At 45.0% G+C, this 20,684-nt stretch carries 14 protein-coding genes and 1 pseudogene; 7 read left to right on the plus strand and 8 right to left on the minus strand.

What is annotated here, in order from left to right; all coding sequences use genetic code 11:
* Positions 1-714, minus strand: coding sequence for a type IV pilus biogenesis/stability protein PilW (gene pilW / locus AACQ75_RS05445; RefSeq protein ID WP_170888350.1), 714 nt, complete (start codon positions 712-714; stop codon positions 1-3).
* 145 nt (positions 715-859) lie between these two features.
* Positions 860-1,801, minus strand: a complete 942-nt coding sequence (gene metA, locus AACQ75_RS05450; RefSeq protein WP_013856656.1) for a homoserine O-acetyltransferase MetA — start codon at positions 1,799-1,801, stop codon at positions 860-862.
* Between the two features lie 137 nt (positions 1,802-1,938).
* Here metA and AACQ75_RS05455 point away from each other — a divergent pair, with 137 nt between their 5' ends.
* Positions 1,939-2,313, plus strand: coding sequence for an ATP-binding protein (locus tag AACQ75_RS05455; RefSeq protein ID WP_170888351.1), 375 nt, complete (start codon positions 1,939-1,941; stop codon positions 2,311-2,313).
* A gap of 4 nt (positions 2,314-2,317) precedes the next feature.
* Here the strand turns inward: AACQ75_RS05455 and AACQ75_RS05460 are convergent, their stop codons facing one another.
* The 5 genes from AACQ75_RS05460 to AACQ75_RS05480 all read right to left on the minus strand — a co-directional run bounded on the left by AACQ75_RS05460 (position 2,318) and on the right by AACQ75_RS05480 (position 7,407).
* Positions 2,318-3,454, minus strand: coding sequence for an ABC transporter permease (locus tag AACQ75_RS05460; protein ID WP_170888352.1), 1,137 nt, complete (start codon positions 3,452-3,454; stop codon positions 2,318-2,320).
* Positions 3,447-4,595, minus strand: coding sequence for an ABC transporter permease (locus tag AACQ75_RS05465; RefSeq protein WP_069211970.1), 1,149 nt, complete (start codon positions 4,593-4,595; stop codon positions 3,447-3,449). The genes AACQ75_RS05460 and AACQ75_RS05465 overlap by 8 nt, the downstream gene beginning before the upstream one ends.
* 5 nt (positions 4,596-4,600) lie before the next feature.
* A complete protein-coding gene (locus AACQ75_RS05470; RefSeq protein ID WP_017042989.1) occupies positions 4,601-5,575 on the minus strand; it encodes an HlyD family secretion protein in 975 nt (324 codons plus the stop codon).
* Positions 5,572-7,008, minus strand: coding sequence for a TolC family protein (locus tag AACQ75_RS05475; RefSeq protein WP_170888353.1), 1,437 nt, complete (start codon positions 7,006-7,008; stop codon positions 5,572-5,574). Before AACQ75_RS05475 ends, AACQ75_RS05470 begins: the two co-directional genes overlap by 4 nt.
* Positions 7,009-7,152: 144 nt before the next feature.
* Positions 7,153-7,407, minus strand: coding sequence for a hypothetical protein (locus AACQ75_RS05480; RefSeq protein WP_170888354.1), 255 nt, complete (start codon positions 7,405-7,407; stop codon positions 7,153-7,155).
* Positions 7,408-7,767: 360 nt separating this feature from the next.
* Between AACQ75_RS05480 and AACQ75_RS05485 the strand changes: the two genes are divergently transcribed.
* The 6 genes from AACQ75_RS05485 (at position 7,768) to AACQ75_RS05510 (ending at position 19,524) form a co-directional block, all read left to right on the plus strand.
* On the plus strand, positions 7,768-9,387 hold the full coding sequence (locus AACQ75_RS05485; protein ID WP_017044817.1) for an ATP-binding protein: 1,620 nt from the start codon (positions 7,768-7,770) through the stop codon (positions 9,385-9,387).
* Complete coding sequence (locus AACQ75_RS05490; protein WP_170888355.1) at positions 9,384-10,064, plus strand: response regulator; 681 nt, start codon at positions 9,384-9,386, stop codon at positions 10,062-10,064. The genes AACQ75_RS05485 and AACQ75_RS05490 overlap by 4 nt, the downstream gene beginning before the upstream one ends.
* Before the next feature lie 157 nt (positions 10,065-10,221).
* Positions 10,222-11,001: a transporter substrate-binding domain-containing protein gene (locus tag AACQ75_RS05495; RefSeq protein ID WP_170888356.1), complete on the plus strand. Its 780-nt coding sequence runs from the start codon at positions 10,222-10,224 to the stop codon at positions 10,999-11,001.
* Positions 11,002-11,025: 24 nt separating this feature from the next.
* The gene (locus AACQ75_RS05500; protein ID WP_170888357.1) at positions 11,026-12,000 is read left to right on the plus strand and encodes a chemotaxis protein; all 975 of its coding nucleotides are present in this window, start codon (positions 11,026-11,028) and stop codon (positions 11,998-12,000) included.
* 488 nt (positions 12,001-12,488) lie between these two features.
* Positions 12,489-18,533, plus strand: coding sequence for a pullulanase-type alpha-1,6-glucosidase (gene pulA, locus AACQ75_RS05505; RefSeq protein WP_170888358.1), 6,045 nt, complete (start codon positions 12,489-12,491; stop codon positions 18,531-18,533).
* Between the two features lie 319 nt (positions 18,534-18,852).
* Positions 18,853-19,524: a DUF2726 domain-containing protein gene (locus AACQ75_RS05510; protein WP_094123525.1), complete on the plus strand. Its 672-nt coding sequence runs from the start codon at positions 18,853-18,855 to the stop codon at positions 19,522-19,524.
* Here the strand turns inward: AACQ75_RS05510 and AACQ75_RS05515 are convergent.
* A pseudogene (locus AACQ75_RS05515) lies at positions 19,512-20,572 on the minus strand (GGDEF domain-containing protein). The gene AACQ75_RS05510 and the pseudogene AACQ75_RS05515 overlap by 13 nt on opposite strands.
* Between the last annotated feature and the right edge of the window lie 112 nt (positions 20,573-20,684).

The following is a 20,684-nucleotide window of genomic DNA, read 5'->3' on the forward strand; positions in this document are numbered from 1 at the left end:
TTAGGAAAAGGTATCGAGCGCCGCTTGATATTTTTTCTCTAACGCTTTATTTCCTGCCTTTTTCTCTAACTCTACCAATAATTGAAGCGATGTTTTTTGGTTACCGTAGCGCTGATTAAATTGCATCAAGCGAATGCGAGCTTGCGTGTATTGTTGAGCGTCAATTTCCAATTTAGCTAATTGCAGCAATGAACGAGCTCGATTAGGGTCATGGTCTAATGTTTTTGCAAAATAGTAGCGCGCTTGTTCTTTATCGCCAGATTTTAACGCGCAAAAGGCTGCGTTCTCATAGCTTGCTGGGACAAGGTAATAATAGGGTTGAGCAATGGCGCGGTTAAAATATTCATCGGCTTTTTGATATTCGCCCTGCTTGCACAAAAATGTGCCGTAGTTATTGAGAATATTGCCATTTTTGGGATGGGCGCGAAGCGCGGTTTGATAGGTTTTACGTGCGACCTCTGTTTCACCGACAGTTTCGTAGTAGTGAGCCATCGCAAGTTGCGATCGATAGTAAGTTGGCGCATGTTGTGTGGCTTTTTCTAGGTTCTCACGCGCTTTGCTCATGTTGCCATTTTCTAAATAGCCTAGGCCGAGCGCAATGCGAGATTCGGCCATTTCAACCGGATCCGCTTTTACTTCAGGCTCACCTTTTTCGTTCACGGTGACACAGGCCGATAACGTGAACATTATCAATATCATCAGTACTTTTTTCATTATCTGCAGCTCCTAAATCGCTTAGACGCATGATAAGGAAATCAGAAGATCGAGGGGGAAAGAGCAGAGAAGAATGCGAGTCAGTATGCACTATGTTTGATGAAAACCTGAACACCTCATTACTGAGATGATCAGGCATGAAACACTAATCGTCTTTGGTAAATTTATCTTCGCTAAAGTGTTCAAGGTCGTAAGGTGTTTGTTGGTAAACACAGTAGTTTAACCAGTTTGCAAACAGCAAGTGACCGTGGCTTCGCCAACTGGCGACTGGCTTATTATCTGGATTATCATTGGGGTAGTAGTTGACTGGGATTGCGGGTTCCATCCCTTCACCCAAGTCTCGAATATATTCACCATGCAGTGTATGTGCGTCGTATTCAGGGTGACCTGTGACAAACACGTTACGTTTGTCTTTGGTTGAGGCTAAGTACACACCCGCAACATCAGAGGTGGCGAGAATATCTAAATTCGTATGTTCGGCTAAGTATTCTGGTGAGAAATCAGCATAACGAGAATGGGGCGCTAAAAAGGTGTCGTCAAAGCCGCGTAATATCGGATGAAAGGGATGGTGGATTTCATGATGATAAACGCCCGATAATTTTTCTTTGCGAGTTCGTTTGGGCAGATTGTAGAGCAGTTTTAGCCCCGCTTGCGCTGCCCAGCAAACGTAGAGTGTGGAAGTGACGTGATTTTTAGCCCATTCCATCACGCTTTTTAAGTGTTCCCAATAAATCACATCTTCAAATTGGACCAACCCCAAAGGAGCTCCGGTGATGATGAGCCCGTCGAAGTTGCGATTTTTTACCATCTCAAATTGACGGTAAAAGTTCTCCAAATGCTCAGTGGGGGTATTTTTACTTGGGCGCTCATCAATTCTCAGTAATTCAATATCCACTTGCAGCGGAGTATTGGATAACAGGCGCAAAAACTGAGTCTCGGTTTCGATTTTCTTCGGCATTAAATTCAAAATCAAAACTTTCAATGGACGGATGCCCTGTGTGGCGGCACGTGTTTCTGACATCACGAAAATGTTCTCATGACGCAGTACATCACCGGCTGGCAGTTGGTCGGGGATCTTAATCGGCACAGCTTTCTCCCTAAGCTATTTTTGGACGTCTATACTGCCAAACTTAACTCAATCAAAACCAGATGTCGATAGCAAAATGAATCTTGCTGTGAAATTGGTTACTATTGGATATCCGTTTACTTACCTGTTGGATACACATGTCGCTAACCTTAACTTTGATCAGGGGATTACCCGGCTCAGGCAAAAGCACCTTAGCAAGGACGCTACATGCAAAGCATTTTGAAGCGGATATGTATTTTATCAATGAGCAAGGCAGCTATTGTTATCAGCCAGATAAAATCGAGCAAGCTCATCGGTGGTGTCAACAGCAAGTGGAGCGCTGTTTAGCGCAAGGTGAGGACGTTGTTGTGGCAAATACTTTTGTTCGACAGTGGGAGATGCGAGCTTACCAGCAGTTGGCTAAACGTTACCATGCAACCTTAGTGATTAATGTTTGTCGTGCGCAGTACCAGAATGTTCATGGTATCGATGATGCCACTGTTGAGCGTATGCGTCAGCAGTGGCAGGAATGATTAATTAACGCTTCCGCTGGAGTTGGTAAAAAGCAAGGGCTCCCCAACCAAACACTTGCACCCACAAGATCCCCCACTGAGTGCTGATTTGATCCCATGATGCGCCCATTTGGTTCAAACTGAGAAAACTCTGAATGGCAGGCGTACTTGGAAAGAGGTTGGATACCCAAATGATAGGGCGTGGAATTGCTTCTAACGGCCAAATAAAACCAGCTGAAAAAATCAGTGGCATTGAGCTGATTAATACCACTAACGTCACCAATTCTCGCCGCGGTGTAACTGAACCAAGCCAAATGCCGCATAGGCAAGAGGCCAGTAAGAAAGGCAGTAGAAGTAGCAATAAATGTCCCGCACTGGCGAGGGTGTTGATACCATGTGAGGTAAAACTGGCACCAAAGTAGTACATGCTGAGTAGATAATAAACAGCAACAAGGACAATGCTGCGTACCAATATTAATCGTAGCGGTGTGGTATGGCTCCAGTAGCCATTTCCGTGCTTTTGTGTTCCGCCCATTAATCCTGCCGCCATGATCATGGTTTGTTGTAAGATCAAAACAAACACCGCTGGGACAACGTAATCAACATAACCCATGCGTGGGTTAAAGGTCGGTTTTAGGTTGATGCTTGTGGCGGAATAGTGCTGAGCGGCCAGAGAAAGCGGTTCTCCTTCCATCACTAAACGTGACACTTTACTTTTCGCAGCTAAGGTTCCACCAGCTTGCGATAAGCCCTCAACGATGGTGCCGTACACTAGAAAGTAAGAGGCATCGCCAGCGTAGGCCAGTGTTGGACTTTTCCCAAGCAGTAGGTCTTTATAAAAATGTTCAGGAATCACTAAAATACCGCTAACTTTGCGGTTAAGAAACGCCTGCTTGGCATCTTCAATGGTGCTGTCTCGTTGAATCACTTTGACTTGTGGTGTTGCGTCAACCATGCGTTCTAGTTGGTAACTGGCTTGGCTTTTATCGAGATTGACAATCGAGAGTGTCTGCTCGCGTGGAGTTTGCTGCGTATAGGGCAAAGGGTATAAAAAGGAGTAAAAAACCACGCCACCAAAGACAGTCAACAGCACCACAGGGTTAGTGAATAGCGCTTTTAGCTCTGCTTTAAGTAGAGCAATGAATCGCGTAGTTTCAGTCATGGTTGATTCGCTCGGCTTGCTTGTGTTTACGGATAAGAATCAAAGTGAGCAGCAGCGGCAATGCATAGCCCAGCATTGGCACTAAATACTTAAGTGATGACAGCAATTCAGCGTTATAACTCACTTGGCTTACTTGCACTTCAATGTAGTGACTCACTGGTAGCAGGCTTCGCCACCACTGCGCTAGAGTATTCATATCCGTCACTGGGAACGTAATGCCCATAAACGCAAAACTTGGTGCGGTAAAAGCGCCAGCAAAACTCATCGCTCTTGCCGGATCGAGTGTTAGAAAGAAAAAGAGTGCGCCCATGATCATACAGGCGAGCGTCATTGCAAGTTGTGCGATAATCAATAGAGCAAAACTGCCGTGCATTGGCCACATTAATATTTGATAAAACCAGATTAAAAAACCAATCCCTTGCAACATAAAAATCGGCAGATAACGCATCAATGTTAGCGTTAAAATTCGTAATGGCTTTTCTCCAAGCCACGTTTGCAAACCAAAGTGACGATGGTTTGCTGCCAAAATCATAATGGTACTGACCACGACCACGATTTGCCAAAGAGCGGGTATAACCGCCGAGACTAAAAATTGCGCATAGTTTGTATTGAGATTAAACAGGGGCGTAATCTGTGTCCTGATTGGTACGGCTCGCCCCATCGCACTCAATGTGGTTTGTTGGCTAGTCGCTAGGTTTTTTACGACATCCACTTGGGCATTGAACGTACTTTGTGCTTGAACAATAGCAGAGTTGATCAATCGTCCAACCAAAATGTATTGGCTATTGAAGAAGGTCGATACTTGTGGCTGCTCACCACGAAATATTGATTTATCAAATTGATACGGAATGACAACGTACGCGTAAATGTCACTTTCAATTAACGCAGTTTTGGCTTGATTGACATCTTGGAACTGGTGCGTGACTGCCATGGTCGAGGTTGCATCGAAATCTCTTATCAATTGACGTGACAATTGGCTGTGAGACAAATCGACCACGCCAATCGGCAGATCGCGCACTATCCCTTGTGAGAAAATCCACCAAATACTGAATGCCAATACTATTGGTATCCAGCTTAGGCTAGACAATAGCCAAGGGTCATGGCGCAGCAGAGGCCATTGAGGGCGAACCTGAATCGACATAAGGCTTATAGCTCAACCACTAAACTCATTCCCATACGCAAACCTTCGACAGGTGTGGTAGGGCGAGCTTCGATTTCAAAGGTGCGTAAATCAAACCCTTGTGAGGCGTCTGTTGATCGCCACGTGGCGAAATCACCCATCACTGCAATATGGGAAACGATAAATTCTACTTTGGCTTCTAAAGCAGGTAAGTAAGCCGTAAATGTTGTGCCTTTCGTAAAATGCTTGAGTTGATCTTCGCGTACGTTGAGTACCGCCCATGAGTCTTGGGTATCCACGACAGTGACGACAGGGAAGCCCTGTGGAGCCAGTTCGCCGCTTTGCAGCAGTACTTGGGACACTTCACCGTCAAACCAACTCTCAATTTTAGTGTCCGCGGCATAAGCTTCAACTTCCGCTACGGCACCAGCAGCCATACGTTCTTTTTCCGCGGCTGCGAGTTTAGTTTCAGAGCGTGCGCCTTCTTTGGTCATTTGATACATCTGAAAAGCGGCGCTTTCAGTATATTTAGCGGCCTGCCATTGGGTATTCGCTTCATCACGCTTTTGTTCAGCGACGACACCATCACGGTAAAGATTATTGACACGCAAATAGGTTTTTTCCATTAAATCCGCTGCGGCTTTGGCTTTAAGCCATTGATCTTTTGCCGCTTGGATCTGCTGATCGCGTGCGCCTGTTTCTGCTTCTTTAGCCAGTGCTCCCGCCGCTTTTTGACCCGCAATCGCTTGATCTAATTTGGCTTCAATTTCAGGGCTGTGCAGCGTGAAAATGAGCTGGCCACGTTCAACGCTATCGCCTTTGCGCACCAGTACCTGATCAATACGGCCGGGAACTTTTGAAGAAATACTGTATTGTTGAGATTCAATCTGTCCTTGTAAGCGAACAGGTTTAGGTTGAGATGCTTGGTAAAAGCGATAGCCTACCCAAGAGATCGCCACCACAGCAGCAAGAGCAATCAGTGTTGGTTTTACGGCTTTCATAAGGCATCCTTTTGAGCAGGTGATTCGTGAGTTATTGATGAGTACAACAAAATCGCTGATTGTGTGTAGATAGGGAAAGTATTCATTTCACTGGTCAATGCCAGTAACTTATTTAAAGAAAGTAAGTAATTGAAGCTGGCTAATGACTGTTGCGTTTTTATACTAGCAAGGTAGAGCTCTGCATCCACTACATCTAAAGACGTTGCTAAACCCTGACTGAATGCCTTTTGGCGTAGGTTCAGGTTTTCATTAGCCAGTGTGAGACTTGAGTTTAGTCCCATCACTTCTTCCAATGCTTGTTCGGCTTCCAAATAGGTTTTTTCCACCAACACGCTCAAATCTTGCTTAGCTTGCGCCTTTAAGTAACGTACTTGTGAGACCGCGCTGTGCGCTGCTTTGACTTGATCGCTGCGACCCGATGTTTCAATTAACGGAATGTTGACCCCAACACCCACTAACCAATCCGGCTTCATTTGGCTGGCCAGCGAATCGTCTTCATGTAGGCTGTAATCACCGTAAAGGTAGACTTCTGGATAGTATTTGCCTTTTTCAGCTTTGATCAAGCTGCTTGCTTGCTTTTCTTTTGCTTCAAGTAGTGCCAAGCCCGGATAGGTATTGAGCGTTTGCTCCACAAAAACAGAGAGCGGCGGTAAACGGTCATTGACAAACAGTGAACCACTTGGCTCGACTTTTTCTGTTTGACCTAGAATTTGGGTTAGTGCGCTTTGGGCAATATCTAAGGTTTTTTGTGCTTTTTTGCGTTCAACCGTTGCTTTATCTAATGAGGCTTCAGCTTGTAGCCGTTCCACATGGGCAATTTGTCCTTGTTGCTCTAACTTTAGTGCATTATCACGGTGCTTGGTTAACCCTTGCTCAACGGCTTGGCGAGTCACTAAAACCTCTTTTGCCAAAAGAACACTAAAGTAATATTTGCTCAAGTCTTCATAGCGCGCTTGTGTTTCCATTGCGAGCTGGCTTTGTGCTTCTTCTTTTTTACCTTCCGCAGCGGCTTGTGCGGCGCTGATCCGTCCGCCTGTAAAAATGGGCCAAATAGCGCGAATCGAAGAGCTGAAAATATCACGTTCGGTGATGGTTGATGTGATGGAGCCAGCACTGGCGAGTATCGGTCCTAAAACTGGCCCCAAAGATGATGGGATAGATTGCCCAGTGCTATCGAATATCTGCTTTCCTGACAAAGTAACATCTTGGTCTAAACGCGTGTAGTTTGCACCAATAGAAACAGCAGGCAAATTGAGACTGTCTGTGGAATTTTCAATATGCTCATAGCGTTCGACATTTGCCCGCCCAGCGGCAAGTGAATTATTGCTCTGTTGCAAAAGATCCCATGCTTGTTGAAAGGAAATCGGCGCGGCGAAAGAAGGGGCTGCACCAAGCAGAGTAAAGACGAATAGGCTGAGTGTTTTCGCTTTCATGCTAAGCTCGAGTAATAATAATTAGAGTTAATGCTCTAGTTTTTTGCTGCGGAAGTCAACAGTGTGATGGGTTGAAATGTCGAAACAACAGCAAGTGATATGCGCTAGCATGAAGCGCATATCATCAAAATTCAATATTTAAATTTAATACTTATTGTAAGAAGGGCAGAGATAATCGGCCCGCCAAACCAATTTTTTACTACCTCTCACGTTTGTACTGCCTTGCATCGTGGTCAGCACGTCCTTACCCGACATCTGCGGGAAAGCGAGCAGCACTCTCAGGTCATCATTTGACTCAGTCGCTATTTCTTCATAAGCCCGAACATGAGTAAAGGTAGACTGTAAATGGTTAAACAGCATATCTCGGGAAAGGCAAATTCCAAAGGCATCGCGTTTCATTGTAAGTGTCCTTCTGACAATGTTATGAATGGAATCGATAGCAATTGGTATGGTTATTATAGGGCTATCTTTTTGTGAGGTTTCCTCATCATCTTCTTCACTGCACAATTAGTATACAAATGCTTTGGCATTATAAGATAAAATTTTTCTAAAATAGGCGTGATATAGATCACGAAATAACTATGATAAATTTTTATAAAACCTTGTGCATATTCTGCTTGGCAAGTCTTCGAAATAGATTGCAATAAAACGAACCAAAATGGTGCGTGGAATGCGTAGTATTGTTCACAGTTATTCGTTTCTCTCTTCGCTCAAATGTTAAATAAGTGTTAGCTTGTATGCAGAGTTAAAGAGGGATTTATGGTGTGGAGTAGTATCAGTTTTCGTAAGCGTATGCTGATCATAATGACCCTTTCAGGGTTGATTGAATTACTGCTGTTAGTTGCCGCTGGTTTTGTGTACATCAAACATTCTCAAGAAGAAGAGATGGGCTTAAAGGCTTTGGGGGTTGCTTCATTTCTTGCACAAACTCCATCAGTGGTCGATATGCTTGAATCTGGTAGTGGGGTGGATCACCAACAGCGTTATCGAGAGTTAACAAAATTAATCGGTGCAACCTTCATTGTTATCGGCGATCAACATGGGATCCGCTTAGTCCATCCTGTTGATGAACGAATTGGTCTTCCCATGAAAGGGGGAGATAACGATCAAGCTTTGCTACATGGTGAGTCATACGTTTCTTTTGCTCAGGGTTCATTGGGTAAATCCGTGCGTGGAAAATCGGCGGTAAAAAATGCCCAAGGACAAATCGTTGGTGTGGTGTCAGTTGGTTACTTAATAGAACGACTACAAGATAAAATTGAACCTTTTCTCATCTACCTAATTGGGATGGCACTGCTGGTAGTGCTGGCGAATGCTGTACTTTCCAGCTACGCCTCACGCCGTTTTCAGAAAGCGATACTCGGTTTTGAACCAGAAGAGATTGGCCGATTGTATGTCGAACTCGATGTCACCATGAGTACCTTAAAGGAAGGCATTTTAAGTATTGATGAGGCGGGTATTCTTCGTTCCATTAATAAAAGTGCGTGTGAGATTTTGGCGATTAACCGAGAGAAAGCGCTTAATCAACCACTTTCTCTGTTTCTGCCTGAAAGTGATCTCATGAGTGTTATTGAAAGTGGCACGCCTGATCACGACATCGAGCTGTACCTCAATCAACAGCGTCTGATCGCCAATCGAAGTCCGATTATTGTTGACGGTAAAGTGGTTGGGGCGGTGTCCAGCTTCCGCCTCCGAGATGAAATCAACGAGTTAACTGAGCAACTCTCCCAAACCAAAGAGTATGCTGAAATGCTGCGCTCTCAAACTCACGAACATCGCAACAAACTCAACACTATCAGTGGGCTTGTACAGATGGGAGAGCTGGAAGCGGTTCAGCATTTAATCGGCCAAGAAACGGCTCATTACCAATCGCTCATTGAATTTCTACGCGAGACAGTTAGAGATCCACTCATTGCCGGAATGCTGCTGGGTAAAACTGAGCGGGCTCGTGAACTTGGTTTGGAGTTAGTTGTTGAAGAGGGATCGCGTCTAGAACCTTTGCCGCAGCGTATCAATGCCGAAGATATCGTCACTATCTTGGGTAACCTGATTGACAATGCATTTGATGCGACACTCACGATGATCCGCAATGAAAAACGGGTGACACAAGAACGACGCATCATTGAAGTGTCACTCAGCGATTATGGTGCCGAAATTATTCTTGAAGTGGATGATAAAGGGTGTGGTTTACCCGAACAAATGTCGCCACAGCAATTATGGCAAAAGGGAGTCTCTAGCAAAGCAAAACATAACCGAGGTGTGGGTTTACACCTGGTAAAACAGTTAGCTGATCGCTATCAAGGGCAGCTAGAAATGAAAAGTAATCAAGATGTTGGAACAAGAGTTACGGTTTATCTGCCTAAGGAAGAACAAGTATGAATACCCGTGTCATGATCATTGAAGATGATATCGCGATTGCGCAATTACATCATCGTTACCTGACACAAATTGAGGGATTTGAAGTCATTGGCATTGCAACGACTCACGCCGATGCCCAATTGCAGTTAGATATCCTCAAACCCGATTTAGTATTGCTGGATGTTTATCTACCGGATGGTACGGGGCTCGATCTCTTACAGAAAGTTCGAGGCAATAACCAAGGCTGTGATGTAATTTTGATTACTGCAGCGCGCGATGTTGAGACGCTACAACAGGCAATGCGTGGTGGCGTAGTTGATTACTTGCTCAAGCCAGTCATGTTTCCCCGTCTTGAATCGGCATTGAAGAAATACCAAACCCAACAATTAGAGCTGGGCTCCGTGGCTGATGTTGACCAAAACGTAGTTGATAAAATGTTGACAGCCAATACCAGTGAGCTTCTCACTCATCTGCGTCTTCCCAAAGGAATTGATGGGGTTACGCTAGACAAAATACGCCATCTTTTTAATACACCATGCAGTTTGACCGCGGACGAAGCGGGAGAGAAAATTGGCGCAAGTCGAACCACGGCAAGGCGTTATCTGGAATATTTAATCAGCAGTGGTGATCTGACCGCCGACTTAAATTACGGCACGGTTGGTCGCCCGGAGCGTTGCTACAAAAAAGTTGTGCGTTAGACAAAGAGATTTAATGGGTTAACTGCATGAAATTTAATGCTATTTAATCACGTTGTTTGTATTGTTGATGATGAATGCTTGCGATGAACTAGACGGCGTTTCAAACCCCATCTAAAGTTTAAGAACAAAAGGCAGATAACATCATGTAGGAGAGAGGATGAACGTAATCAAATATCTGCGTACTATTCTACCTATGTGGCTAATCAGTGTGTTGGCATCATCACCTGCTTATCCCGCTAGTCTTGAAACACTAACGTATTATACAGAGGCCTATCCCCCTTTTAATTTTATGAATCAGGGCAAAATCACTGGAATTTCGGTTGATTTACTCCAAGAAGCAGCTAAATTCTCAGGACATGACGTATTATCGAGCCAGATCGTATTGCAACCGTGGGCTCGTTCTTACCGCTCTGCCATTTTGAAAAAAGACGGAGTACTTTTCTCGACAACAAGGACGTCACACAGAGAGGAATTATTTCATTGGGTAGGCCCAATTGATGACATCAAAGTTTCGGTAATTGCACGTAAAGGCAGTAATATCAAACTTGGGGAACCTTTAGAAATTACCTCCTATAAGATCGGGGTGATAAAAGATGACGTCGGCGAACAAATGCTGTTGCAATATGGTGTTCCGAGAGACTCAATGCAAGAAGCAACGGATGTCACTATGTTGGCAGAGCAGTTAGTGAAAAAGCGTATTGATTTGATTGCATACGATGAACGGTCAGCCCATTGGTGGATAAAACAAGCAGGATATGCCCCCGATCAATTTGAAACACTTTATGTGTTAAAGCAGGGATTACTTTACTATGCTTTTAATAAAAATATAGACCAAACACTATTAGACGATTTACAAATGGGTATTGATAAAGTAAAGAACACGGTTAATGAAGACGGTGTTAATCGATATCAAGCCATATTAAACAAATACCAATAACCATTCTTAAGATTAGTGACCAGTATGAGCAACCCAAGTAGTACAATTTTGACAGAGAGTGGTACCAACGAACTTGAGATTATTGAGTTCCATTTAGAAAAGGTACTGCCAGATGGACGCACGAAAACCTGCTATTACGGCATTAACGTTGCGAAAGTTAGGGAAGTGATACAAGTTCCTGATACCACCGATTATCCCAATGCTCAGCCGCATATGATCGGTGTATTTTCGTCACGTGATGTACTAACTCCGTTAGTTGATCTTGCCGGTTGGCTTGGTGTGCCTACTAATCCAAGCCTTGATCGAAAGTTTGTTATCGTGACGGATTTTAACCGCATGACCAATGGCTTTTTGATTGACAGCATTAGTCGTATTCACCGTATTTCTTGGAACGATGTTGAATCGCCGAGTCAGTTTTTAGAAGCGGGTGAGCAAGATTGCGTCGTGGCGGTTGTTCGCAAAGACGGCAACCTGATCATGATTTTGGATTTTGAGAAAATCATCGCTGACATCAACCCTGAATTGAGTATGGAAAAATACGATGTCACGGTGGACAGATCGGTCGACCTCAACCAAAAAATGATCAGCAAACGTAATGCGAAAACCATCATGGTGGTGGATGATTCGGCGTTTATCCGCAGCTTAATACAAGACACATTAAGCTCTGCAGGCTACAACATTATTGCGTGTAAAGACGGTGGTGAAGCCTATGAGAAATTGATGGAAATTGAAAAAGTAGCCAAGTCCGAAAACGTACCCGTGGCAGAGTTAGTGAATGCGATCGTAACGGATGTAGAAATGCCGCGCATGGATGGTATGCACTTATTGAAGCGCTTGCGTGACAGCGAAACTTATAAAACAACGCCGATAGTGATGTTCTCCTCGATCATGAGTGATGATAACCGAGCCAAAGCATTAGCACTGGGTGCTGATGATACCTTGACCAAACCCGAAATTGGCAAAATGGTCACCCTGATGGATAAATATGTATTTGCTTAACCTTTATACCCTCCCCACTTAGAGTTGTTTGGGTATAGCGGTCAGTCTGTGACCAATTAAGGAGAGTCTCATTTGAGGCTCTTTTTGCTTTATCACAATTTTGAACGTTAAGCTCAGCGGCGTGAATAGCGAGCAATGAGTAAAGAGAGATGGGAGGAAGATCAAACTCTATTAGATTGGTCAAAATGTAATATTCTTTCACACTTTATCATTCCTCATTCTACGCTTTGTCTTTCCGATCACGTTTTTATCTTGCTCTCTCTGCTTTCCTTTCATCTCATTTACCCTGAGCGTGAGTGAACTCTGTGTTTTTCTTCTCCTCCCTTGGCTCTACGCCCTGAGAGCAAAATGGCAAGGGGGAGGTAATTGGCGGTGTCAAAATTATAACGTTAGCTTAGGTAGATATAGACATATGTCTACTGATTTATAGGTTTTCTGCCAGCAGTGAGAGCAGGACGAGCACTAACGTTATAAAACGGATTACAACAATGAAAACAAACCTAACGAGAATGACTTTAGCGTTTGCTTCAATTGGTATGCTAGCGGGTTGTAATGACTCGTTAGACGTTCAAGTCATGGATGGGTATTTAACCAATGCCCAAGTCTGGCCGGATGTGAACAGCAATCGTCAATTTGAACAAAACGAACCTCAAGCGTATACCACCGACCAAAAAGGTATCGCAAAAATTAACGTGGCGGGGCTGCGTGGTGACGTAAAAAATTATTATCTGATGGCTTCTGCCATCAAGGGAAAAACCGTTGACCAAGATATTCCCACCGTCAAAGCAGCGCGCAATTATTTAATGATGGCGCCAGCAAATTATCCGGTGATCAGCCCTTTTACGACTTACCTCAGCGTGCAGATGCAAAATGGTAAGCGAGAGAGTAAAGCGTTGGCTGAGCTGAAAAAGGCGCTGCGTATTCCAACTTTGGATGTCAAAGCGGATTATGTCGATAACCACATCTTGGTTGCTCAATCTGCTAAAGCGCTAGCGCAACTGCTACCTGCTACTATCGATGACTCCAGCTTGCCTGAATTAGCCAATACCTTGAAAAAAGCCAGTAAACGGTTTGGCGATGAGATCAAAAAAGCACAGCGAGAAAAGAGCGATATTCGCGATAAAACACTGATGCTTGAAAATGGTGAGCCTGTTATTGGCTTTGATAGCGATAGAGATGGCGTAGCCGATTTGATTGACCACTTTCCTTACGACATCCAAGAGAGTATTGACTCCGATAATGATGGCATTGGCGATCACGCAGACCTAGACGATGACAACGATGGCTGGCCTGATGAAACTGAATGGCGATTAGGGACAGATCCTTATGACGCCTTAAGCTTTGCTGCCGATCTCGATGGCGATGGCATTGCGGATGTCGAAGATGATGATATTGATGGTGATGGGTGGAGCAACGCCGATGAAGCGCGTTTAGGAACGGACGCCAATGATGTTTCAAGCGTTCCTGCTGACCTTGATAGTGACGGTATTGCCGATAGCGAAGATGACGATATTGATGGTGACGGCGTGGGCAACGCGCAGGATGTATTCCCACGAGATCGCTTAGAAAGCCTTGATACCAATAACGATGGGCTAGGGGATTTTGCCTCAAGCGACGATGACGGTGATGGCATCCCCGACAGCATTGATCCACAACCGAAACAGGCGGATAACTCGACAACCGAGCCGACCCCAACTTATCAAGAAGCGATTATTTACTACCTGCGTGATGACAATAATTATGACGGATGGGGACTACACCTTTGGAACAACGGTAGCTGTGATTCTGTTTCTGAATCTGCGCTTAATGGCGTGGATTGGGGAAATCCTTACTTAGCCTCAGAAATCGACCCGATTTATGGAGCGATATATCGCATTCCACTTAAAGCAGAACATGGCAACTGCATGAACTTTATTGTGCACAGTGGCAATGATAAAGCGCTGGGCGGCGATGATTTAGTGCTGGATTTTGTCAAAGGCAATACGCTTTATACGCGCCACGGTAGTGCGGTGTTGAACTATTCTCCGAATGAGCAAATTCAAGTTGCCATTGAGGGCGCAGCTGCACATTGGCTTGCGGTAAATCAACTGGCGTGGTTCGATCACAGCGAAGCGGCAAGCTATGAGCTTTGGAGCCGTGCACAAGGCAATGGTGATATCGCCCATCCTGAACAATTCATTCATTACCCATTAGCCTTGTCAGGCGTGACCAATAATGCGCATTTTCCACATTTAGCGGGTCGAACAGCCTTCACATTGGATGTGAGCAATGAACAAGCTAAAGCGCTGTTGAAAACTCAGCTACTCACAGTAGCGAGAGATGCTGAAGGCAAAGTACTGGTTGCAACAAAAGTACAGATCCCAGGAATAGTCGATAATCTTTACACGGCTGGCAGCGATGATGCCGATGAAGCGAAACTTGGCGCTTGGATAGAGGGTGATAGCGCGCATTTTGCGCTATGGGCTCCGACCGCGCAGCAAGTGGAGTTGTATCTGTATGATCAAGATAAAACCCTTCGCAGTACCTCCCCTCAGCCGATGGTTGAAGATCCAAACACCGGAGTTTGGCACTATCAAGGTGAGCGCTCGCTGAAAAACAGTTTCTATCGTTACCGCGTGCAGGCCTACCATCCTAAAACGGCGCAACTTGAATGGATGATGACGACCGACCCGTATTCGCAATCGCTCAGCACATCCAGCCTTTATTCTCAATTGGTGGACTTAACCGCAGCAGAGTCAAAACCGGACGATTGGGATACTCAAATTATTCCTGAATTGAGTCATCCTGAAGATAACATTCTTTATGAAGTACACATTCGTGACTTCAGCAACAGTGATAACAAAGGAACAGCGGAATACAACGGTAAATACCTCGCCTTCTTGGAAGAAGAACGTGACAGTGTTGCGCACCTGAAAAGTTTAAAACAAGCGGGTTTAACCACCATTCACTTACTGCCAAGCTATGATTTAGCGTCGATTCCGGAAGATGAGCAAAAGCGGGTCGATCTTAATGATACGGTCGCAAAACTGTGTGGTATTAACCCGCAAGCGTCGCTCTGTTCTGATGGCACGTCGATGAGCGCGACCATACTTTCTTTGTTGGAAAAAACCGACCCGAATACACCGCAAGCACAAGCATTACTTGCGGATGTGCGGCCGCTTGACAGCTTCAACTGGGGTTATGATCCATTCCATTACAGCGCGCCAGAAGGCAGTTATGCGGTGCAAAGTGATGGTGTGTCACGGGTGAAAGAGTACCGTCAAATGGTGCAAAAACTGCATCAGCTTGGTTTTCGAGTCGTGCAAGATGTGGTCTACAACCATACCTACTCGTCAGGTTTGTATGACAAATCAGTACTGGATAAAACCGTGCCCGGTTATTACCACCGCTTGAACCCCATCACAGGTGCGGTTGAAAATTCTAGCTGCTGTGACAATACCGCTTCAGAAAACCGTATGTTCGAGAAACTGGTGACCGATAGCGTCACGATGTGGGCGCAAGATTACAAAATCGACGGTTTCCGTTTCGATCTGATGGGACACTTGATGAAATCAAGCATGCTCAAGATTTATGAGGCGGCGAAAACGGTTGATCCTGACACTTGGTTCTATGGTGAAGGCTGGAACTTTGGTGAAGTCGCAAACGGTGCCAGAGGCGAAAATGCCACGCAATGGCCAATGGCTGGAACGGGAATAGGGACTTATAACGACCGCTTACGTGATGGTGTGCGTGGCGGTGGTCCATTTGATAGCGGTGAGGCGTTATTAACCACTCCGGGTTTTGCTAATGCAGGTGATCGATTTAGTGATGAGCTGAAATCGAAAATGGACTTAATTCGCTATGGCATGGCTGGCAATTTACAAGCCTATCCATTGCAAACCACCAGCGGCATGACAGTGCTTGGCCGTGATTTCCAATACGGTGGTCAAGGCGCGGCTTATACACTTGACCCACAAGAGTCGATTAACTACGTCTCTAAACATGACAATCAAACCCTGTGGGACTTCAACCAATATAAAGCAAAAGCAGAGACCAGCTCAGCGGATAGAGCGCGCATGCAGATCATTGGTCTTGCGCCAGTAATGCTTGGGCAAGGTGTTCCTTTCTTCCATATGGGGTCAGAACTACTTCGCTCAAAATCGATGGCGCGCGACAGTTACGACAGTGGTGATTGGTACAACCGTGTTGACTTTAGCAAGCAGACCAACAACTGGAATGTCGGCTTGCCAAGAGCAGATAAAGATCAGGCTAACTGGAGTGCGATTCAAAGTGTGATAGCCAACCCCAATACGGTGGCTTCCGCGCAAGATATTGTATGGACAGATAATGCCTTCAAAGCTTTGCTGGCAATTCGTGCGCAAACACCGTTGCTCAAGCTAATCTCTGAGCAAGAAGTGTTAAACCGTGTTCGTTTCCATAATACGGGGCCAAATGCGCAACCTGGCATGATAGTGATGTCGGTGAATGATGGTATTTCAGCTGGTGCGGATCTCGACCCTAACGTTGAGGCCATCGTTGTCGCCATCAACGCCAATAGCGTTGAGCAAAGTGTGGTGATCCCGAATGCGCAGCGCTTTGAATTACATCCTGTTTTACGCACAGCACAAGATGTGCGCGTCAAAGAGAGCCAGTTTAACAATGGCCGCTTTACCGTTCCAGCCTTAACGGCGGCAGTGTTTGTGATGCCGCAGCAGGGCGAGCAGGGTGCTGGCTTAAGCATTGATGCGCCACCAATTGATGTTGCACCTTATGGTTCAACCACGGTGTACGTGCGTGGTTCGATGAACGGTTGGGGAGTTTCAAATCCATTATCCTATCAGCAAAATGGTCTCTACACGTTTGAAGGTTATCTGACTCCCGGAGTGTATGAATTCAAAATTGCTTCTGAAGATTGGAGCACACTAAACCTGGGTTTTGGTGGCTTTAATATAGCTAGCGATTCCGCGACATTGGAAAATGCAGGAAATGGCAATATCAAGCTTACCGTAACAGAGCAAGGTGTTTGGAAGTTCACACTGGATGCATCCAACACATCGCAACTGGTGGTTGGCGTTGTGGATACAGGTGTTGACTACGCGTGTTATCAAGACAATAACCCCGCTTGTGATTTGCGAATTTATCAAGTGATGGTGGAATCCTTTGTTGATGGAGATTCAAACGCTGATTACGGCGTTGGTTACGGCAACTCGCACCACCGTGGTGATTTGCAAGGCATCATCAATAGCTTGGATTACATTGCTAGCTTGAACGTTAATGCGTTGTGGTTAACGCCAGTATTTGATTCCTGTGCGGGTCAAAATGGCGATGATAAGCTTGATGCTACTGGCTATTTTGCGTGTGATTATTTCAACGTAGATCCTAACTTTGGCAGCAACGCTAAGCTAAAAGAGCTGATTGATCGTGCGCATGACAAAGGGCTGTACGTGTTATTGGATGGCGTATTTGGCCACACCAGCTCTGTTGGCGTGAAAGCGTCACCGAGCGGCAAGTTGCCTCAGCTTCATGACGGGGAAAGTGGTTATCCGGGCAAGTTGGTCACTTATCCTAGCCAAGCGAGTGAGGCATTTTTCACTGAAGTTGTCAGCTACTGGATCCGTGAGTTTGGCATTGATGGCTGGCGTTTAGACCAAGCGTATCAAGTCCCGCTTGAGAGCTGGCGTTCGCTGCGCGCGGCGGTTGAACAAGCATCGCAAGATAACCTCAATGCAGGGAAATCATGGGGCACATTAGGTTATATGGTCGGTGAAGTGTGGCAAGGGGCTGATGACATTACCCTAACTGCGTATGGCAGTGATGCAAACCCAGCGCTCTCCTCAGCCTTCAACTTTCCTTTACGCTATGGTGTGATGCAAGCACTAGCAGTGGAAGAATCTGGTGCAAGCGGTAGCGCTCTGAGTCTAGAAGCCAGTTGGAATAACCGAGCGAAATCGCCTTATCACGCCATGCCAAATCTAATGTTAGGTAATCATGATTTGGTTCGCTTTGGTGACTTGATCCAACGAGGTAATTTAGGCGATTATTATGCGCGACATCTTGCCGCGTTCAGTTTTCTTGCTGCTTATTCTGGGCCAATCACGCTTTACTATGGTGAAGAGATTGGGGATGAAGTCGAAAACTTTGCAGCGCAAGTGACACAAAATTGTGCTGCTGTTGGTTTGTGTGATGATCACGTTGCTCGTTCTAGTGGCAAAGTGGATGGTTCAAGCTTGTCACCACAACAGCAAGCGCTGAAAAACAGCGTCAGTCAATTAATGCTACTGCGCAGCCAATACCCGTCACTGGCTAAAGGGGAGCGGCGTAATGTGTGGATTGACGAGAGTTTGTACGCGGATCTCAAAGTGTACGGTGATGAGCAGATCCTCTATGTGCTGAACACCAGCACTGCGGAGCGGAGATTATCTCTTGATATGGGAAGCGTAAAAGCTGCGACTCAATTGAAGGATTTAATGACTGAAGAGACGATCGCCACGCAAATCGGTACAACGACAATCATCGTTCCGTCTTTAACTGGTCGCTTACTTCGACTGGACTAATCGTTAAAGCAATAAAAGCTCGCTACGGCGAGCTTTTTCCTTCTCTACTTTTTCCTACTAAGGCTCTCATTAATGAGCTTCTCGTTTGGTCATTGTCCATTGACAGAAAACACAAGTTGCGACATTTCACTCATTGGCGTAGCTTATCAACCTGAATGACACTCTGGTACACATTCTAGATTCAGCTTACAAGAGAGCCTGCTGCCATGTGGATTAGGTCACCCTCTTCAACAAATCCATAGTAATAAACTGGCCTTTGGGCGGTACTTCGTTTATTAATTAGCGAGTTAGCTAATTACTTCAACATGGTTTTTATCGTATGACCAACATTTTTATCATTGTTGCACTGCTGGTGCTGTTTTTTGTCTTTATCCAAAAGTACGTGATCAAACACGACGATACCAAAGATTACGCTTATAAGAAGAAAGGGGCGTTACTCAATATGTCTGAAGGCGCCTTTCATAACGCGCTGAAATCTGCAGTAGGGGAACACGGTGTGGTGTTGGCTAAAGTTTCAATGGCCAACGTGGTTACCCCAGCGGCGAACTTGAATAAAAAGCAGTGGTTCATCGCCAATAACCGAATCGCCAAAAACTATTTTGATTTTGTGGTGTGTGATGCAAGAACCTTAGAGCCGCGAGTTATCATCGAGTTGGATAACGGAAAAGAACTGCATAAAGGCAAGGTAGAGCGTGAAAAATTGCTGATGCATGTGTGTAAGTCTGCCAACATTCCATTGATTGGTGCGAACATCAAACACAGCTATCAAGTGAGTAAACTAAGAAGGTTACTGGCCGCGCATATTGATTTGATCGAAACCGATAAAGAAGTGCGTTTTTGCAAAAAATGTGGCAGCCCAATGGTGATAAAAATTGCCAGCCAAGGCGAATTCAAAGGCCGACGATTCTTTACGTGTAGCCGTCAACCACAGTGTACCTATACTGAAAATTATAATGTGGTGTATGAAATAGGCGATGATCAAGAGCTCTGAGAAATCCAAAGTGTCGAATCATCCACTGTGTCATTGATTTGGCAAATACAAACTTGGTTACGTCCATTTTTCTTCGCTTTATAAAGCTCAACATCGGCTAATTTCAGTAGTACATCCAACTTGTCACCTTCACGGTATTCACAAATACCGACACTTAAGGTCAGTTGGATTCGCTTCGATCCATAAGCGTACAAATGTTGATTAATCGCCTCACGCAGTTTTTCTCCCACATGTTCGGCTTGCGCGATGCTGTTATTAAACAAAGTCACACAAAACTCCTCACCACCAATACGGTAGAGGTTATCGTCGCCCACAATTTGAGACATTACCTGCGTCGTATCGATCAGCACCTTGTCACCGGCATCATGCCCATGGGTGTCATTCACTTGCTTAAAATAATCAAGGTCAATCACTAAAAGGCACAACGTCGTATCCACCTTATTTTGCACAAAGTGAGCGAAGGATGAGTGAGTGCCAAACGATTGTGAGAGCCCGTCAACGCATCACGAGAAGCGAGGTAGCGTAGCGAGTTTTCGGTTTTCTTACGGCTAGATTCAAAAAGATGAGCCACCGTCCAAATACCGCAATAACAAAGAAGTAGGTTAATCATCAACGGGGTTGGGTCATAATCCACATTCCATGAGCCTTGAGAATGGATATTGAACAGTTGCGGAATGAGTGCGATGCCTGTAGCGAGACGGCCATGCTTAACCCCTAGCAATAGGTAAAAAAGTACTGGGAAAAACGTTGTCCATAAAAATAGGCCATTGCTTAAAGGCTGAATAAAAGTTCCTACACTGATGATAAAGATCAGAAAATAAACGTAGACACGAATGTGAGTGACTGAATGTGCTTGTTGTTTTGCAATCAAGTAAACGTAATAGGAGTAGCACATGAAGACAGATTCTAAGGCCGCTAGCCCGTAGCTGTAAGTGTAAAAAACGTTAAATAGGACGAAGAAAAATGCAATAGCGGTCAGCAGCAAGCTTAACCCGCAAAGTACAGAGGCTCTCAAATGATGAGAATGGTTGAATAATCGCGCATCCATATTACGTCACCGTATTGCATATCGAAGATATTGATAAAGGTTATAGTACGAGATAATTGGTCCGAATCAATGGATAATCTCACATAACTTATACAATGAAATAAATTGGACA

The sequence above is a fragment of the Vibrio sp. B1-2 genome (genome assembly GCF_963888445.1).
Classification (GTDB): Bacteria; Pseudomonadota; Gammaproteobacteria; order Enterobacterales; family Vibrionaceae; genus Vibrio; species Vibrio anguillarum.

What these genes read in the sequence shown, in the direction of transcription:
- pilW (WP_170888350.1), bottom strand. Translation starts at nt 714, where the DNA reads ATGAAAAAAGTACTGATGATATTGATAATGTTCACGTTATCGGCCTGT.
- AACQ75_RS05455 (WP_170888351.1), top strand. Translation starts at nt 1,939, where the DNA reads ATGTCGCTAACCTTAACTTTGATCAGGGGATTACCCGGCTCAGGCAAA.
- AACQ75_RS05460 (WP_170888352.1), bottom strand. Translation starts at nt 3,454, where the DNA reads ATGACTGAAACTACGCGATTCATTGCTCTACTTAAAGCAGAGCTAAAA.
- AACQ75_RS05465 (WP_069211970.1), bottom strand. Translation starts at nt 4,595, where the DNA reads ATGTCGATTCAGGTTCGCCCTCAATGGCCTCTGCTGCGCCATGACCCT.
- AACQ75_RS05470 (WP_017042989.1), bottom strand. Translation starts at nt 5,575, where the DNA reads ATGAAAGCCGTAAAACCAACACTGATTGCTCTTGCTGCTGTGGTGGCG.
- AACQ75_RS05475 (WP_170888353.1), bottom strand. Translation starts at nt 7,008, where the DNA reads ATGAAAGCGAAAACACTCAGCCTATTCGTCTTTACTCTGCTTGGTGCA.
- AACQ75_RS05480 (WP_170888354.1), bottom strand. Translation starts at nt 7,407, where the DNA reads ATGAAACGCGATGCCTTTGGAATTTGCCTTTCCCGAGATATGCTGTTT.
- AACQ75_RS05485 (WP_017044817.1), top strand. Translation starts at nt 7,768, where the DNA reads ATGGTGTGGAGTAGTATCAGTTTTCGTAAGCGTATGCTGATCATAATG.
- AACQ75_RS05490 (WP_170888355.1), top strand. Translation starts at nt 9,384, where the DNA reads ATGAATACCCGTGTCATGATCATTGAAGATGATATCGCGATTGCGCAA.
- AACQ75_RS05495 (WP_170888356.1), top strand. Translation starts at nt 10,222, where the DNA reads ATGAACGTAATCAAATATCTGCGTACTATTCTACCTATGTGGCTAATC.
- AACQ75_RS05500 (WP_170888357.1), top strand. Translation starts at nt 11,026, where the DNA reads ATGAGCAACCCAAGTAGTACAATTTTGACAGAGAGTGGTACCAACGAA.
- pulA (WP_170888358.1), top strand. Translation starts at nt 12,489, where the DNA reads ATGAAAACAAACCTAACGAGAATGACTTTAGCGTTTGCTTCAATTGGT.
- AACQ75_RS05510 (WP_094123525.1), top strand. Translation starts at nt 18,853, where the DNA reads ATGACCAACATTTTTATCATTGTTGCACTGCTGGTGCTGTTTTTTGTC.